Below are 16,449 nucleotides of genomic sequence, written 5' to 3' on the forward strand. Positions count from 1 at the left end.
TCTAACAAATTAATAAAAGTCTATACTCACCATCATTTTCAGTAGGTGCTCTATGCACACAGGGCAAAACTTGTTGCGTTGGATGATCTACTGCCAGTCGCCAAAGATGTCCTAAGCCTAAATTTATAGGTTCTATATCGGGTTTAGGCTGATAATGTAGATCAAAGAAATATTCTTCTAAAAACGTTTCAAATTCAGTATATTGACCATCATGTAATTTTTTGAGTTTTTCCCTAATTTCTGGGATTAAAATCTTTTGCTCAACCTGATCATTGGGTGCGATATCACTTGCAGCACCATGATATGTACATAAAAAAGTATCAGTTGGAATGGGGGATCGATCAACATGAAATGAATATACATCCGTTGAAATGAAATCTAGTTCATCATCACGCTCGTAACTTTTAAGTAAGTTAAGCGAAGGTGAAGCTCCGAAATTAGTTAATAGTTGTATATCCTTTAAGATAATTTCCCGTGCAAAATGACCGTTCTCTGAAAGTTGCAATGCTAATAAGTCATCAATCGAAACTTCTGTAATATTTTCTTTTAAATGAAGTTTATTGACAATCTCTTTAAAATCGCCAACCAAATTTCTATAAAAACAAATTGCATTCGTAACGCCGTGGAAGCTAGAACTTACTAACTCAGAAAAGCTAGAGACTACACAAATTTGATTGTTATCAGAAAATGTATTCTTCATAAAAAAGTAAATAAATTAGAAAATATGTTTAATGATACACAGTTTGGTTGGGTTATGAACTATCACGTTGAGCAAATTAGCTTAAAGATGAAATGAGCAAAATTATACTCAAAAAACTAAATAAAAATTCAAATTGCGCAAATATATTCACAAATATTGAAATATGTAGTATTCTTGAGAAAATAATTGCTCATTTATACGAATGAAAAAATTAACAATACAGGCATTACTTGATCAAAGTTGGTTAGATGTTGCTGAACTTACACTATTAAAACCTAAATTAGGCTCAGCTAGCGCTAGTGAATTGGCTTACGAGTTAGAATACGCAATCCACAATTTGGACAAACGAGATGAACACGCTTGCAGTCTATCACTACCTGTACAAATACTTATAAAACATGAATCTAAGTCATGGTTTGGTTTTTTAGATGATATTGTTCCATCAGGAGCAGCACGCCGTTATTGGATTAATTTTTTAGGCTTACAAAAACTAACCCATGCCGAGCAAGATAGTCTTTTATTAGAAAAAGGTGGCATCGCACCCGTAGGAAATTTGAGAATTAAAGAAGCTCTTCCACCAATCAATCCTGACTCAACTCTACATCTACGTTATTTTAGTCAAAATGATGTTGCTGATCGAACTGTTGATTTTCTCGAATATGCACAACAAATGGGGGCAATTAGTGGTGGTGCAACAGGAGCGGGTGGTGAAGCTCCGAAATTGCTGATACGTGCAACAGAAGATCAAAATATTTGGATTGATACTTATCAACAAAATTTTGATCAACCCGATCAACACTATTTAGTTAAATTTCCTCGGAATAATCGTAGTGAGATCGACTGTAATATTCTCAGAGCAGAATACTATTACTACCAAGAGCTCAAAGAGTTAGGCTTCAAGACGATAGAAACAAAAGAAATGAAGCTAATTGAAGGTGAAAAATATCCATCATTATGGCTACCAAGATTTGATGTTGAATGGTGCAATCAACAATGGCACCGTTACGGTCTAGAGTCTGTTTATTCTGTATTGAATAAGGCTTCAGGTAGTCATCTCAATCATTTTGAAGTGATCGAAAATCTTTGTCATCTAATGACCACGATCGATTCTAATTTTGACTCAACACAATTCATTTGTGAGTGGTTGCAAAGAGACTTACTGAATATTATTTTTGGTAATTCTGATAATCACGGGAGAAATACTTCATTTCTAAAAAAATCAGGAATGATTTTCCTTGCTCCAATTTATGATTTTGCGCCAATGAAAGCAGACCCAGAAGTCGTAACTAGGTCAACGACATGGGGAAGCCCTTATGAAGAAGGTGGAGAATATCGATGGGAACAAATCACTCAAAAACTTGCACATTTATGCGATCCAAAGTTATCAATGAATACATTGAAATTATTAGCAAGCAAATTTGTTGGGATAAAAGAAAGATTAATTGATAAAGGTGTGCCAAGACAGATTATTGAGATGCCAGCACTTTCATTCGACTACGTTGAAGTGAAATTAGAAAGATGGAAACTATTATGAATATAAAGACTCAGACTCAAGATCGCCAACAAGTTTTGATAAATCTATATATACAATACTTATTGAATGAAATTACATTGGGGCAATTATTGACGTATTTACGGAAAAACATTCTTGGTATGTCTCAGGAACAATATGCAAATCTAGTAGGTGTTAGTCGTCGGACCTTAACAGACATAGAACAAGATAAAGGAAAACTTACCCAATCTGTCTTAGATAAGGTATTCAAACCACTGGGATTAAAAGCAGGACTTGTGCCAACACATGAGCATATTGTGAGGAAAATTCTTAAAACATCAGAGTGAGATAAAAATCACTTAAATTTATGAATACATATTTTCCTAATTTGTTTAGGAGATTGGTGGCAGTCCACCACTAATTAAAATATTGAGTCTGGGTTTTGATAGCTACGATTTCTGTTTGGCTTTTTGGCGTAAGACATACAAATATAAGTTTTCTACTTTTTCACGTGCCCATGGTGTGGTACGCAAGAATCGCAATGATGATTTAACACTTGGGTCTATGCAAAAACATCTAATTTCAATTTTATGACTTAAGCCTTCAAAGCCACCGTAGTAATCCAATAATTCATCCAAAATGTCAGCAAGTTTTTTGCCGTGTAGAGGGTCATTGGAGGCGTTCATAATAGATCGACCATATTTTGGGAGGCCATCATTATAACCTGAGCCAGCAACATGTAAGTAGGCAACTTACATAATACTTTATTTAACTTATGTTTACCTAAAGTTTGATTCATAAGAATCTATGAGTTTATATTGATTAAATTAAATAACTTAGAGGTATAACGTTATAAAAACTAAAAGGGAAGTTCATGAACCAAAAGATTCATCATTATTCAATAGCATAATTTTGGATCGTAATTTTTAATAAAGGGATTGGGTCCGATTGCTATTTAGCATCTAGTAGTTTGTTGCCTAGCTTACCTTATTTGCATTTGATTTTAGTGTAACAACGTAGATCCTCATTAATAACGATGGCATTTGATTAAATTGTTAATATCTAATCAAACACCGTCATTAAGATTATAAAAAGTCTTTTTTACCGAACTGTATAGCCACCATCAATTGCTAATGCTTGACCAATAACAAAGGCAGCTCCTGGGCTACAAAGCCATAGAACAGCCGAAGCAATTTCTTCAGGTAAGCCTAAACGCGCAATTGGAACATCTTTAAGTAATTCATTCATCGCCTCTGGTTCTCGTTCCAGCATACTAGAAACCATTGGAGTATTTATGATTCCGGGGCAAATAGCATTAACGCGAATACCTCTTGAAGCATATTCAAGAGCAGCACTTTTTGTAAGACCAATGACACCATGTTTAGAGGCATGATACATCCCTCGGTCCGCAATACCGATTAAACCACCAATCGAAGAACAATTTACAATGGCACCTCTGTCTTGTTTACGCATATGTAATAATTCATATTTCATACAGTTCCAAACACCGCGTAAATTTACCGATTGTATCCGATCAAACTCTTCACCATCTGCATCAGCCGTTTCTGCCACTGGACTATTTATGCCAGCATTATTAAATGCCATATCTAAACGACCAAACACTGAAATGGTTGTGTCGATCATTGCTTTTACTTGGCTTTCATCAGCAACATTACAAGAAATAGCAATTGCTTTATGCCCTTGTGCAATTAATTCGTTTGCTGCTGTTTGTACAGCTTCTTGATGAATATCTGCCAAAACAACCGATGCCCCAGCTTTAGCAAAAGCCTGTGCTGTTGTTAATCCCATACCTGAAGCCGCGCCAGTAACGAGGGCAACTTGACCTTTAAAAGATGGGTTTATTAATTGATCTAAAGTGAGTTGATTCATATAAGATTCCTTAAAATTTAAAATTGAGTAAACGAAAACGGACTGCTTATTTATCGTTTGGATTCGGCTATAAGATATTTTTGGAAGAATTCAGTTAACTTATGAACTGAGGGATTCACATATTCAGGTTTGTCATATAAATCAAAATGGTATGCCTTTGGAATGACCATTAACTCTTTAGGCTCGGCAGCTTTTTCATATGCTCTTTTGCTGTAATACAGTGTTTCTGCATTTGCACCAGCAATAAGTAATAATGGGCGAGGAGAGAGCGTATCGATGTGATCGAATGGATAAAAAGCCATTTGATTACTAATACTGATATAGCGAAAATTTCCTGTCGAGTTTGGATGCTGACCTCGAGGTGTTCCGTAGTAATCAAAAGACTCACGGAAAAAGTTTGGTGTACTTTGATCTAGGCTAGATGAAGCAATTAACTTATCAATGCGAGCAGGTTCACCACGAGCTTCTTTCGTTCGCTGTATGCCTACTTCATCCATAATTTTTTTGCGCTGTTCATCTGAGACAGTCAGAATAGTTCCAAGACCTTCTCTACTAAATGCGCCAACATCAAATGTTGAAACACCAGCGATTGCTTTAATGCGGTTATCTGTTTGGGCAGCACTAAGGGTATAACCGCCTCCAGCACAAATACCCAATGCTCCGATTTGACTCGAGTTCACTTCGGGTAATGTACTTAGGTAATCAACAGCACTACGGATATCTTCAACTCGTTCAAAAGGGTTTTCTAGGTATCGAGGTTCGCCACCACTTTCGCCATAATGTGATGCATCGAATGCAAGAGTGATAAATCCATTTTCAGCGAGTTTTTTGGCATATAAACCTGAGGTTTGTTCTTTAACACCACCCCAAGGATGTGAGACAACAATCGCAGGATATTTTCGTTTTTTATCAAAATTTGGTGGAAAAAAGAGATTGCCAACCATACGAATATCACTATTTTTAAAAGTAATTTTTTGAATGGCAGAAACAGAAAGTTGAGTATTTATATTTTGAGCACTTGTATTTTGAAGCATAGTACTCGAACTTAAAAATATACCTAAAATCAATGGAAAACGTTTTTGAATGAACATGATCTATACCTTCAATTCTAATCTGATTACAAAAATCATTGAGTGAAAAAGACAGGTAGCATTACTTGAATCATTTGATTAGGATTAGTTCCTCATACAGAAAAGCTGATTTAAGCCATAACTACATTCCGATGACGAAATTCTGAGGCGAAACGGTTCATTGTTAATAGATCAATTTTTTTTAATTCTTGCCTAATCATCCAAATGATTAGATTTTTTCTTAGATCAGGATAAGATCAATATCTAAAGCCAAATAGATTTTTAAGGATGTATCAATGAAAAATTCTGGTTTAAATCAGGATCTAAACGATGCGCTGAAAAATTTGAGTAATAGTATTTCACAGCAGATTCAGAATATTGATAATGATCCTATTCCTATTGATGGCCTTACTTTATATCGTAGTCAAGAACCGCAAGAGCCACATGCCTGCATGTATGAACCGAGTATTTGCTTAGTGGCACAAGGGTCTAAAAGTGTGACGCTTGGTAGTCATGAATATATCTATGACCCATCTAGATTTGCTAGAAAATAAGCAAGATATTCCCATTTTGGCGCTAGGAATACAAAAAGAAATTCTATATCGTATTTTAATGGGGGAACAAGGTCACCGCTTACGTCATATTGTATCGATAGGCAGTACATCTTATCGGATTTCACAATCCATTGAATGGTTGAAAAAAAACTTTAATCATTCATTTTCCATTCATGCTCTTGCTGAGCAAGTAAATATGAGTGCGTCATCATTCCATCAGCATTTTAAAACGATGACTTCGACAACACCTTTACAGTTTCAAAAACAACTCAGATTACAAGAAGCGCGAAGATTAATGTTTGAGGAACGTTTAGATGCAGCCACGGCCTCTTTTCAGGTCGGTTATGAAAGCCCATCTCAATTTAATCGTGAATATGCTCGTTTATTTGGTTTACCGCCATTACAGGATATAAGTAAGCTTCATGATTTATCAAATATATAAGCTAAACATTTTAATAACAGGCTTTTATCAGTAGGCTTTGGATCATGTCATGCGGCAGCAGGGTTGAGGATGATACCTTATGGGGAGATTATTTGATACGTTCCAGACGTGCCTGTTTGGGTAAGTCTCTAATTGGGGGACTATGTAAAGTAATATAAGTGATAAATAATCTGGGCTTTTAATTAAAAAAGCCAAGTTGATTTGAGTCAGCACAACTTGGCTAAACTAAAGATTACTTCAAGTTTTTAGTAAAGAAGTCAGTTAATTTGTTAAAAGGGATTACATCAACTCGATCATATAGATCAACGTGTCCTGCACCCTTAACGTAGTACAACTCTTTAGGCTCACCAGCACGTTTATAGGCATCTTCACTAAACTCTTTGGAATGCGCTTGATCACCAGTAATAAAAAGCATTGGGCGAGGTGAGATGGTTTCTATGTCATTAAATGGATAGAAATTCACAAATCTAACTTCACTGGTTAAAGCTCTATTTTGAGTTTGTTCCAAAGTTTGGCCCTTAGGAATTGCTGCTCCGCGTGGTGTTCGATAAAAGTTATGAAATTCACTTACAATAGGCTCGCTATTGGCATCGACTGTTTTAGGTAAATAGTTTATCCATTGTTTACCTTTACCTTTACCTTTACCTTTACCTTTACCTTGAAACTCTGAGTAACGTTGTTCTGCTGCTGTTTCTAACATTTTCTTACGTTGCTCAAGCGTCTGGGAGTGATTTAAACCGTTACGTGTTACCGCACCCATGTCGTACATTGCAACAGTCGCAATGGCTTTTAAACGAGGATCTAATTTTGCTGCACTAATCGCAAAGCTACCGCTACCACAAATACCTAATACACCAATACGATTACGATCAATAAAAGTTTGACTACCTAAATAATCTACCGCAGCATTGAAGGCTTCTGTATATAGCTCGGGTGCCACTAGGTTGCGGGGTTGTCCTTCACTCTCACCCCAGAACGGTAAATCAATTGCCAAAGTGATAAAACCTTGCTCAGCCAATTTCTGTGCATAAAGCATTGAACTTTGTTCTTTCACCGCTCCCATTGGGTGTCCCACAATAATTGCAGCAGCTTTAGTATTCTTATTTAAATTTTTAGGAATAACTAAATTACCCACTACATTCATGTTGTATTGATTTTTGAACGTAACCTTCTGAATCGTAACTTGACTACTTTGATAGAAGTTATTTGCATCTTTTGGCATATCTGCCGCCATTGTTGAAGTTGAAGAAAATAAACCCATTGTGGCAATAAGGGCCGCTGTTAGAGTCGCATTACTGAATTTCTTTATATGTGATTGCATGATTCCAGCTTCCTGTAAAAAGATGATTCATAAATTTAGGGATTGAAAGGAGTTTATCTATTCTTTCTAAGAAGTATTAGCCTAAAAAAACAGCATAGACTTATGAGTAATATTCATTAATTGGGTGGTGTGTATTTTAAGTGATTGAAAATAATCTATTTAAATAAAAATTATTTGATTTTTAAAAGTGTAAGTGCTAAGAACTGGGAAAAATACGATGTTTATACTTTTATGATTCATGAATTATATACATAACTCTATTCGGCTTAAGCTACTTATTCCAGTTGATCCTTATTTTTATAATTGCTACTCCAATTTCGAGTAGAGATATTGAATGCTTAACCCTGAAGAAAAAGAAAGCGTCATAGGTGCTCCTGCTTACTGGAGTGGGGTTTTTGCCATGACCCTATGTGTTTTTGCATTGATTGCTTCAGAATTTATGCCAGTGAGTTGACTGACACCGATTGCAACAGATCTTCATATTACTGAAGGTTTGGCTGGGCAGGGAATTGCAATTTCAGGTGCTTTTGCTGTGATTACAAGTTTGACGATTTTTCGCTTATCAGGTGACATGAATCGTAAAACACTTTTGTTGGTTTTAACGGCTATTATGGCAATTTCAGGTGCGATCGTTGCGCTGGCACAAAATTATACAGTTTATATGCTAGGTCGGGCGTTGATTGGTTTAGTCATTGGTGGTTTTTGGTCGATGTCAGCCGCAATCGCAATGCGATTAGTGCCAAGCTCACAAGTTCCTAAAGCATTAGCAATTTTTAACAGCGGTAATGCTTTGGCAATGGTAATTGCTGCTCCTTTAGGAAGTTATCTGGGCTCAATCATTGGCTGGCGTGGTGCATTTTTATGCTTAGTTCCTGTGGCTGTACTTGCCTTTATTTGGCAATGGTTGAGTTTACCTTCAATACCAGCTACTTCTCGTCAAACAGAAAAGCAATCATCCATTTTTGGTTTATTGCGTAATCCAGTCGTTATGATGGGTATGTTAGCGATCAGTTTATTTTTCATGGGACAGTTTTCTCTTTATACCTATGTTCGACCATTTTTAGAAACCATAACCCGAGTTGATATTTCTACCCTGTCACTTATTTTACTGGGGATTGGGGTTATGGGATTTATTGGTACTGCCGTAATTAATACGTTCTTGAAACGTCATTTTTATGCAACTTTGATCGTCATTCCTATCATGATGGCTGTTATCGCATTGTCGCTGGTATTTTTTGGAACTTGGACGATTGTCGTTGCAGTGTTGCTTTGTATATGGGGGTTCTTAGCAACGGCAGCACCTGTAGGATGGTGGGGATGGTTAGCACGTACCTTACCCAATGATGCAGAAGCGGGTGGCGGTGATTCAACTTGCAATTGCTTTAGGTTCAACACTGGGTGGAATTTTATTTGACCATAGTGGTTATCAGATAACTTTTGTAGCCAGTGCACTTATTTTGGTTATTTCTTCTATTTTGATATCTCGTTTGACGACAAAGTAATCCAATTGCGTCGAATATTCATAAACGAATATGAATAAAGAAATAAGCATTGTCACGAGCAGAATGTTGGATTAGAGCTTATATATTTCTTTTAATAATGAACGTGGTGAGGGAATATGCCATGTTCAAATCTCTTATAGTTTTTAAGAATCATAGATTTTTTATTTTTAACTTCAATTATTTGTGCGAAGCATAACAGATTATAGAAATACGAAAATGTATGAGCAAGGAGCTAAAATGGGATAAAGTCATGAATAGGATTAATAAATCATACGTTTCTAAGTGGTATTATTTCAATATTAACGCTTAAATTACTGAATCATAGAGGATCTATATGATTACAAAAGAGAACTATAATGATCTATATGCCTTTCTGATGGTGACTCGTGAAGGTAGTTTTACTAAAGCAGCAGGTAAGCTAGGTGTTTCCCAGTCTGCTTTGAGCCATACCATTCGTGGACTGGAGGAGCGTTTAGGGATGTTGTTGCTCACTCGGACTACACGTAGCGTTTCTCCAACAGAGGCTGGTGACAAGCTAAGACAGACGATTGGAGCGAGTTTTGATCATATAGATAATGAATTATCATTACTGTCGAAACTAAGAGATACACCAGCGGGAAATGTAAGAATAAATGCAAGTCATCATGCTATCCGTTATGTGCTATTACCGAAATTAAAGCAATTAACGCAGCTTTATCCAGATATCAATATTGAGCTAACTGCAAATAATGGCATGGTTGATATTGTAGCGGAACGTTTTGATGCAGGTGTCCGTTTTGGTAGTCGTGTAGCGGAAGGAATGATTGCTGTTCGGATTAGTTCAGATGTCAGAATTGTTGTTGTGGCATCGCCTGAATACCTTGCGCTAAAGGGCATCCCAGAAAAACCTCAAGATTTGATTCAACATAACTGTATTGGCTATCGATTGTCTACTCAAGGTGGATTATATCAATGGGAATTCTTGGTTGAAGGCATTGAAACTAAAATTAAAGTTTCTGGGCAATGGGTCTTTAATGATTCTGAGCTTATTGCTGATGCAGTATTAGCTGGAGAAGGCATTGCTTACATTCCTGAAGAGCTTATTCAGGACAATTTATTACAAGGGCAATTAATAAAAGTATTGGATGAGTATGCAATAGCATACCCAGGATTTCATTTGTATTATCCTCATCGTAGACAGCAGTCACCAGCTTTGAAACTTGTTATTGACACATTAAGAATAAATTAAATCATTGTTTGTGGCACATTAAGCTTATGGGAGTTCTGGCTATTTCTTTACGAAATGAGACCTTGAGGAAAACTTATTTAACTGAAGCAAATATAAAAGTGCATTTTAGAGGTATAAAGTTATAAAAACTAAAAGCCAAGTTCATGAACTAAAAGATTCATCATTATTCAAAGCATAATTTTGGATCGTAAACTTTAAACTTAAATAAATATAAACATTTGTTTTATTTTAAAAAAATTTTATTAATTACTTAAACGTAAAGCATCTACCAATAGCCTAAACAATGGTGAAGATTCACGACGACTTGGGTAATACATATAGTAGCCTGAATAACTTATGTCCCAGTCCTCTAGTATCCTGACCAAATTTCCTTTTTGTATTTCTGTTTCAACCATCATCTTGGGTAGCCATACTACGCCAAGTCCATCTAGTCCTGCCTTAAGTTGTAATCTCGCATGGCTGACGACCATGGAACATTCCGGAGATATAGTTTGAACTTCTGGATTCAGTTTTGAGTTTTTAAACTCCCATGATTGAATGCGTTCATGGCTAGGTAAGCGAAGTCCAATACATCGATGCTGATGTAAGTCATCAGGAGTTTGTGGTGTCCCATAAATCTCTAAATAATGAGGTGAGGCGACAGTCATCATTTCTAGTTCATCACTAATTTTAACCGAAATCATGTCTTTATGGACATTTTCACCTAATCGAATACCAATGTCATAGCGATCTTTAACAATATCTGCAAAGGCATAATCCATAGTCAGTTCAAGATGAATATTGGGATGATCATGCGAAAATTTGGATAACTTATCCCACAATAAAAAGTTAAGGCTGATTTCAGTTCCATTGATTCTTAATCGCCCACGAGGAGAATCTCTAAATTCGTTGAGGTTATAGAGTTTTTGTTCAATACCAGTAATGAGTGGCGCTATATCATTAAGTAGCTGCTCACCCTCTTGAGTGGTAGAAACACTTCGAGTCGTTCGATTGAGTAATTTAACCCCAAGACGTTGTTCCAGCATTTTGAGGGTATAACTCAGAGCTGATTGTGAAACACCCAACTGTCCTGCGGCCTTGGTAAAACTGCCAGTTTGGGCGACTACGATAAACGCTTTTAAGTCATCTAAGTTCTCAGACATCACTTACCTCAAAATACGATTATTTTGTTAATCGGATGTAATTAATCAAAAATCAATATAAATGTAATCGAAATTATCAGACTAATACATAGTTAATTGTCGGGGTATAGTTATTTTTTAACCGATGTTCTGCATGTACGTGGTGAGAGATAGCAATGAAAACAGTTCGATTAAACAATGATATTGAAATGCCCCTCGCTGGTTTTGGTGTCTTCCAGATGAACGCCCCCTTGGAGTGTGAACAGGCAGTATTACATGCGATTGATGCAGGCTACCGATTAATTGATACCGCAGCCTCTTACCAGAATGAAACTCAGGTCGGTAATGCACTTCGCCAAAGCCAGATTGCACGTGAAGAATTATTTGTGACCACAAAATTATGGTTGCAGGATGCCAGCTATGAAGGGGCAAAAGCGCAATTCGAGCGTTCACTGAACCGTTTACAATTGGATTATCTTGACTTGTATCTGATTCACCAGCCGATTGGTGATGTACATGGGGCATGGCGAGCAATGGAAGAACTGTATGCCGCAGGTAAAATTCGTGCCATTGGTGTCAGTAATTTTCATTCTGATCGTTTAGCTGATCTGATGGCATTTAATCAGGTCAAACCCGCGGTGAATCAGGTTGAAGTGAATCCATTTAACCAGCAACTCCATGCCGTGCCGTGGATGCAGTCGAGAGATATTCAGCCAGAAGCTTGGGCACCTTTTGCAGAGGGACGTAATAATTTATTCAGCCAGCCTGTACTGGTTGAGATTGGCAAGAAATACGGTAAATCCGTTGGACAGGTGGTATTACGCTGGTTACTGCAACGCAATGTTGTGTCCTTAGCTAAATCAGTACGTCAAGAACGTTTGCAGGAAAATATTGATATTTTTGATTTTGAGCTGTCGATTGAGGACATGACTCAAATTACGGCAATGGATACAGCCACCAGTTCCTTTTTCTCGCATCGTGACCCCGCCATGATTGAATGGCTGGCTGGTCGAAAAATGGATGTCTAAACTTAAAATTCAGGAGCGATAATGAAAATTTTACAAACTGTTTTAATGTCGGCAGCTATTACTACTTCAGGTGCGGGCTTTGCCGCAGATAAAAAATCGAATCCTTTTGGACTGGTCTATGGCGGTGCGATTACTGAAAATGTTAAAGGTCAGGTCAATATTCATCCAGTGACTTATAAACTGAATGGACTGGATATCGTTGCCAATGTCTATACACCTGCCAATTATGACCCAAGTAAAAAATATCCTGCGGTTGTGGTGGCGCATCCAAATGGCGGTGTTAAGGAACAGGTTGCAGGCTTATATACCCAACGTCTGGCTGAACAGGGATATATCACCATTACTGCTGATGCTGCCTATCAGGGTGGTAGTAGTGGTCAGCCTCGCAGTGTTGATAAACCTGCAAACCGTATTGAAGATGTGCATGGCATGGCGGACTTTATTACCCAATATGCTGGAGTAGATAATAACCGTTTAGGCTTACTTGGCATTTGTGGCGGTGGTGGCTACTCATTGGCAGCGGCAGAAACAGACAAACGTTTTAAAGTGGTAGCTACGCTCAGTATGTTCAATTCTGGACGAGTGCGTCGTAATGGTTTTGCCGATTCGCAACTGGATACTATTCAACAGCGTTTAAAACAAGCCACTGATGCTCGTGCTCAGGAAGTTTCAGGCGGCAAAGTTCTTTATGCGGGTGATGCCGATATGACTGATGAGCAAATCGCTGCATTGCCATTTGAGATGTACCGTCAGGGGTATGAATACTATTGGCGCACCCATGCCCATCCAAATTCAACCTTTAAATATACCATGAGTAGCTTACTTGACCTGATGCGCTGGGATGCGACAGATCAAATCGAATTGATCAATCAGCCATTACTTATGATTGCAGGCAGTAAGGCAGACAGTCTTTACATGACCGAAGATGCCTTTGCCAAAGCCACAGGCACAAAAGACAAAACCTTATTCAAGATTCCAAATGCCACCCATATTGAAACCTATTGGAAGCCTGAATATGTCAAACAGGCAATGCAGCAACTCACTGCATTTTATGGCAAGCATCTGAAATAAAGACTGCTGTTCGAAATGATTGGCAATGATTGAATGATTTTTCTTGAATCATTGCCTTATTTTTTGAATAGGGATAATGGGAATAACATGAAACATCAGGTTAATGCATTATTGGTAATGAGTTCTCTATCAGGTCTGGTCTGGGCTGAGGATAAAATGGACCAGAAAATTACCAAAGCAGAGCAACACAGTATTCAGTCAGGACCTACAAGTAATTTCTCTGGCAAGGCAAACTTTGCCCGTTACCCAGTGATGCCCTCGCAAGGTGATGTTGCACCTGCCATTGTCAATTTTGAAGTAGGTACGATCACCAACTGGCATACCCATCCACACGGTCAATACCTGATTGTGACAGAGGGTGAGGGGCGTACTCAGGAATGGGGTAAACCCATCCAGACCATTCATAAGGGCGATACCATCTGGTGTCCACCGAATGTCAAACACTGGCACGGGGCAAGTGAGCATAGTGCTATGTCGCATATTTCCATTACCCCTGTGGCAAATGATGGCAAGAGCGTGTCATGGCTGGAAAAAGTGAATTTATCTACACAAGCAAAACCTTTAAAAACACCTGCAAAGACTGAAACAATACAACTCAGCACAAAACAATTAAGCTTAATCCCAATTGCTGCATTTACTGCAACAGGTGATCTGAAAAAGCTAAAACCTGCTTTAATCAAGGGATTAGAAAATGGCTTAACGGTAAATGAAATCAAGCAAATGTTTGCCCATCAATATGCCTATGCGGGTTTTCCCCGAGCCTTAAATGGCACATTGACCTTTAAAAGTCTGCTTGAGGAACGCCAAAAACAAGGCATCAAGGATATACAGGGCGCACTGCCAAGCACGTTACCACATGGTACTGACTACTATCAACTCGGTATAGAACAGTTGGCTGATCTTAACAAGACCTCCATTGAGGAAAGTTCAAAACCACTGGTTGAAAACTTCTCACCCACAATGGATTACGCCTTAAAAGCCCATTTATTTGGCTATTTGTTTAGTCAGGAAAACTTGTCGCCTCTGGAACGTGAAATTGTAGTGGTGAGTACATTGTCTGCCATGGGTGATGTCAATGCCCAACTGCGTTCTCATTTAAGAATTACCCGAAATCTGGGGGTGGATACTACCCAGATGCAAAAAATCATCAGCACCTTACAGCAGGCTGTTGGACGTGATCTGGCAAATAATGCACAGGATGTTTTACAACAGTTGTAATAGGAATAATGACAATGAATAAGCGCCTCAACATAAGATTTACAAATACCTTACTTTCAGTAGGAGTTGCGCTGACCATTTCAGCCTGTTCTACAACTCCGCATCAATCCACTGCTTTAAGTATTGCCCAGCAAGGCAACTTTGCGGCAGGAGGGAAAGTCATTCAAAGTGCGGGACAGTTTGATGATAAACAACTATTTAATCCGCAAGGTCAAACCCTGCATGGTGACCATGCTTCGGTGTTTTATCAAATCCCTGAACATGCCCGTCCTTATCCATTGGTATTCCTGCATGGTGCGGGACAATCAGCGAAAACATGGGGAACCACACCTGATGGTCGTGAGGGATTCCAGACACTTTTCCTGCGCCAGCATTTCCCAGTGTATGTGGTCGACCAACCACGTCGGGGACAGGCGGGACAATCGACTGTGTCAGCGGAAGTGCCAGCCACCACCAATGATCAGGCATGGTTCAATATGTTTCGTTTAGGACAGTATCCTAACTTATTTAAGGGAGTACAGTTTTCACAAGACTCAACCGCTTTAAACCAGTATTTCCGTCAAATGACACCGAATACAGGGGCCTATGATGAGCAGGTGATTAGTGATGCGATGGTTGAAGTACTTAAAAAATCAGGTGATGCGGTACTGATTACCCATTCACAGGGCGGAGGGCCAGGTTGGTGGACAGCAATAAAATCAAATCAGGTCAAAGGCATCGTTGCTTATGAACTTGGCAGTGGTTTTGTCTTTCCTGAAAATGAACTGCCTGAACCTATGCCAAGTGCAACAGGGACATTGTCACCAACCCCAGTCAAAATAGCAGAGTTTCAGAAGCTGACCAGAATGCCAATCATTATCTACTATGGCGATAATATTCCTACTGAGAAAAATGGCTATGCAGGACAGCAAAATGCGGGACAGGACAATTGGCGTGTACGCCTGAAAATGGCACAGTTATGGGTGGATAAAATCAATCAGCATGGGGGAAAAGCCCAGTTGGTGCATTTGCCTGATATTGAGGTTTACGGTAATACCCATTTTCCATTTTCTGATTTAAACAATCAGCAGATCGCAGAACTACTTTCGCAATGGTTGCATAAAAATAAACTGGATTAAGGAGGATGGACGATGCTTATCAGTATCCGTTTTATTCTATTGTTTATTTGTGCAATTGGCTTGATGGGATGTCCAAGCGCGGAAAATTCACAGACAGCGCAGAACATGGCTCCCTTACCAAATCCACCCGTTAATACAGACAATCCGAAAGCCCTGATTGTTTATCTGTCTCGGACTAGAAATACTGAAGCACTTGCGAAGATGGTACAGGAAAAAGTTGGTGGGGACTTGGTGGCTTTAGAGTTACAAACACCTTATCCTGAAAATTATCAAGCCATTGTTAGGCAAGTCGATCAGGAAAATCAGGATGGTTATTTACCGCCATTAAAAACCCAAATCGAAAATATTGGGCAATATGATGTCATTTTTGTTGGATTCCCAACATGGGATATGCAGTTACCGCCACCAATCAAAAGTTTCCTGAACCAATATCAAGCAGATTTAAACGGAAAAATGATTGTGCCTTTCAATAATAATGCAGGCTATGGCACGGGACAAAGTCTTGCCCAGTTCAACCAGTACTGTCGTGGATGCCAAATTATGCAAAGTATTGAACGGGACGGAATTCTATTTGTGATGGAGGATGAGCGGGCGAACCAAGCCAAAAATGAAATCGCACAATGGTTGCAAGACTTGTCGGTAAATAATCCTGTTATTCAACAACTCCTGCAAAACCATGCAACAAACTAAGTTA

14 protein-coding genes and 2 pseudogenes are annotated in these 16,449 nt (G+C 38.5%); 10 read left to right on the plus strand and 6 right to left on the minus strand.

Annotation, left to right across the window (positions count from 1 at the left end; translation table 11 throughout):
- Window position 1: 1 nt before the first annotated feature.
- On the minus strand, window positions 2-700 hold the full coding sequence (locus C502_RS0113370; RefSeq protein WP_018679329.1) for a hypothetical protein: 699 nt from the start codon (window positions 698-700) through the stop codon (window positions 2-4).
- A gap of 202 nt (window positions 701-902) precedes the next feature.
- On the opposite strand from C502_RS0113370, the gene C502_RS0113375 reads away from it, so the two are divergent.
- On the plus strand, window positions 903-2,234 hold the full coding sequence (locus C502_RS0113375; RefSeq protein WP_018679330.1) for a type II toxin-antitoxin system HipA family toxin: 1,332 nt from the start codon (window positions 903-905) through the stop codon (window positions 2,232-2,234).
- Window positions 2,231-2,539 carry a helix-turn-helix domain-containing protein gene (locus C502_RS0113380; RefSeq protein ID WP_018679331.1) on the plus strand — a complete coding sequence of 103 codons (309 nt, stop codon included), beginning with the start codon at window positions 2,231-2,233 and terminating at the stop codon, window positions 2,537-2,539. Before C502_RS0113375 ends, C502_RS0113380 begins: the two co-directional genes overlap by 4 nt.
- 102 nt (window positions 2,540-2,641) lie before the next feature.
- On the opposite strand, the gene C502_RS0113385 is transcribed toward C502_RS0113380, so the two are convergent.
- From C502_RS0113385 to C502_RS0113395, 3 genes are all read right to left on the minus strand, one after another.
- Window positions 2,642-2,878, minus strand: a complete 237-nt coding sequence (locus C502_RS0113385) for a VF530 family protein (RefSeq protein ID WP_004772147.1) — start codon at window positions 2,876-2,878, stop codon at window positions 2,642-2,644.
- Window positions 2,879-3,293: 415 nt separating this feature from the next.
- Complete coding sequence (locus tag C502_RS0113390) at window positions 3,294-4,082, minus strand: SDR family NAD(P)-dependent oxidoreductase (RefSeq protein ID WP_018679332.1); 789 nt, start codon at window positions 4,080-4,082, stop codon at window positions 3,294-3,296.
- 50 nt (window positions 4,083-4,132) lie between these two features.
- Window positions 4,133-5,173, minus strand: a complete 1,041-nt coding sequence (locus C502_RS0113395; protein ID WP_018679333.1) for an alpha/beta hydrolase — start codon at window positions 5,171-5,173, stop codon at window positions 4,133-4,135.
- A 314-nt stretch (window positions 5,174-5,487) separates the two neighbouring features.
- Between C502_RS0113395 and C502_RS18345 the strand changes: the two are divergent.
- Window positions 5,488-6,148: pseudogene (locus C502_RS18345) on the plus strand (AraC family transcriptional regulator N-terminal domain-containing protein).
- Window positions 6,149-6,380: 232 nt separating this feature from the next.
- Here C502_RS18345 and C502_RS0113405 read toward each other — a convergent pair.
- The gene (locus C502_RS0113405) at window positions 6,381-7,469 is read right to left on the minus strand and encodes an alpha/beta hydrolase (protein ID WP_018679334.1); all 1,089 of its coding nucleotides are present in this window, start codon (window positions 7,467-7,469) and stop codon (window positions 6,381-6,383) included.
- Window positions 7,470-7,803: 334 nt separating this feature from the next.
- Here C502_RS0113405 and C502_RS18350 point away from each other — a divergent pair.
- Window positions 7,804-8,971: pseudogene (locus C502_RS18350) on the plus strand (MFS transporter).
- Between the two features lie 334 nt (window positions 8,972-9,305).
- Window positions 9,306-10,199, plus strand: coding sequence for a LysR family transcriptional regulator (locus tag C502_RS0113415; protein ID WP_018679336.1), 894 nt, complete (start codon window positions 9,306-9,308; stop codon window positions 10,197-10,199).
- Between the two features lie 242 nt (window positions 10,200-10,441).
- Here C502_RS0113415 and C502_RS0113420 read toward each other — a convergent pair whose 3' ends face one another.
- Window positions 10,442-11,341 (minus strand): LysR family transcriptional regulator, encoded by a 900-nt coding sequence (locus tag C502_RS0113420; RefSeq protein WP_018679337.1) that lies wholly within the window; start codon window positions 11,339-11,341, stop codon window positions 10,442-10,444.
- Between the two features lie 155 nt (window positions 11,342-11,496).
- Between C502_RS0113420 and C502_RS0113425 the strand changes: the two genes are divergently transcribed.
- The 5 genes from C502_RS0113425 (at window position 11,497) to C502_RS0113445 (ending at window position 16,445) form a co-directional block, all read left to right on the plus strand.
- Window positions 11,497-12,348 carry an aldo/keto reductase gene (locus C502_RS0113425; RefSeq protein WP_018679338.1) on the plus strand — a complete coding sequence of 284 codons (852 nt, stop codon included), beginning with the start codon at window positions 11,497-11,499 and terminating at the stop codon, window positions 12,346-12,348.
- A gap of 21 nt (window positions 12,349-12,369) precedes the next feature.
- Window positions 12,370-13,419 (plus strand): alpha/beta hydrolase, encoded by a 1,050-nt coding sequence (locus C502_RS0113430; protein ID WP_018679339.1) that lies wholly within the window; start codon window positions 12,370-12,372, stop codon window positions 13,417-13,419.
- A gap of 87 nt (window positions 13,420-13,506) precedes the next feature.
- Entirely contained in the window at window positions 13,507-14,637 is a 1,131-nt protein-coding gene (locus tag C502_RS0113435; protein WP_018679340.1) for a cupin domain-containing carboxymuconolactone decarboxylase family protein, read from the plus strand.
- Window positions 14,638-14,651: 14 nt separating this feature from the next.
- The gene (locus C502_RS0113440; RefSeq protein WP_018679341.1) at window positions 14,652-15,755 is read left to right on the plus strand and encodes an alpha/beta hydrolase; all 1,104 of its coding nucleotides are present in this window, start codon (window positions 14,652-14,654) and stop codon (window positions 15,753-15,755) included.
- A gap of 12 nt (window positions 15,756-15,767) precedes the next feature.
- A complete protein-coding gene (locus C502_RS0113445; protein ID WP_018679342.1) occupies window positions 15,768-16,445 on the plus strand; it encodes a flavodoxin family protein in 678 nt (225 codons plus the stop codon).
- Window positions 16,446-16,449: the final 4 nt, after the last annotated feature.

Source organism: Acinetobacter tjernbergiae DSM 14971 = CIP 107465 (assembly GCF_000374425.1).
GTDB classification, from domain to species: domain Bacteria; phylum Pseudomonadota; class Gammaproteobacteria; order Pseudomonadales; family Moraxellaceae; genus Acinetobacter; species Acinetobacter tjernbergiae.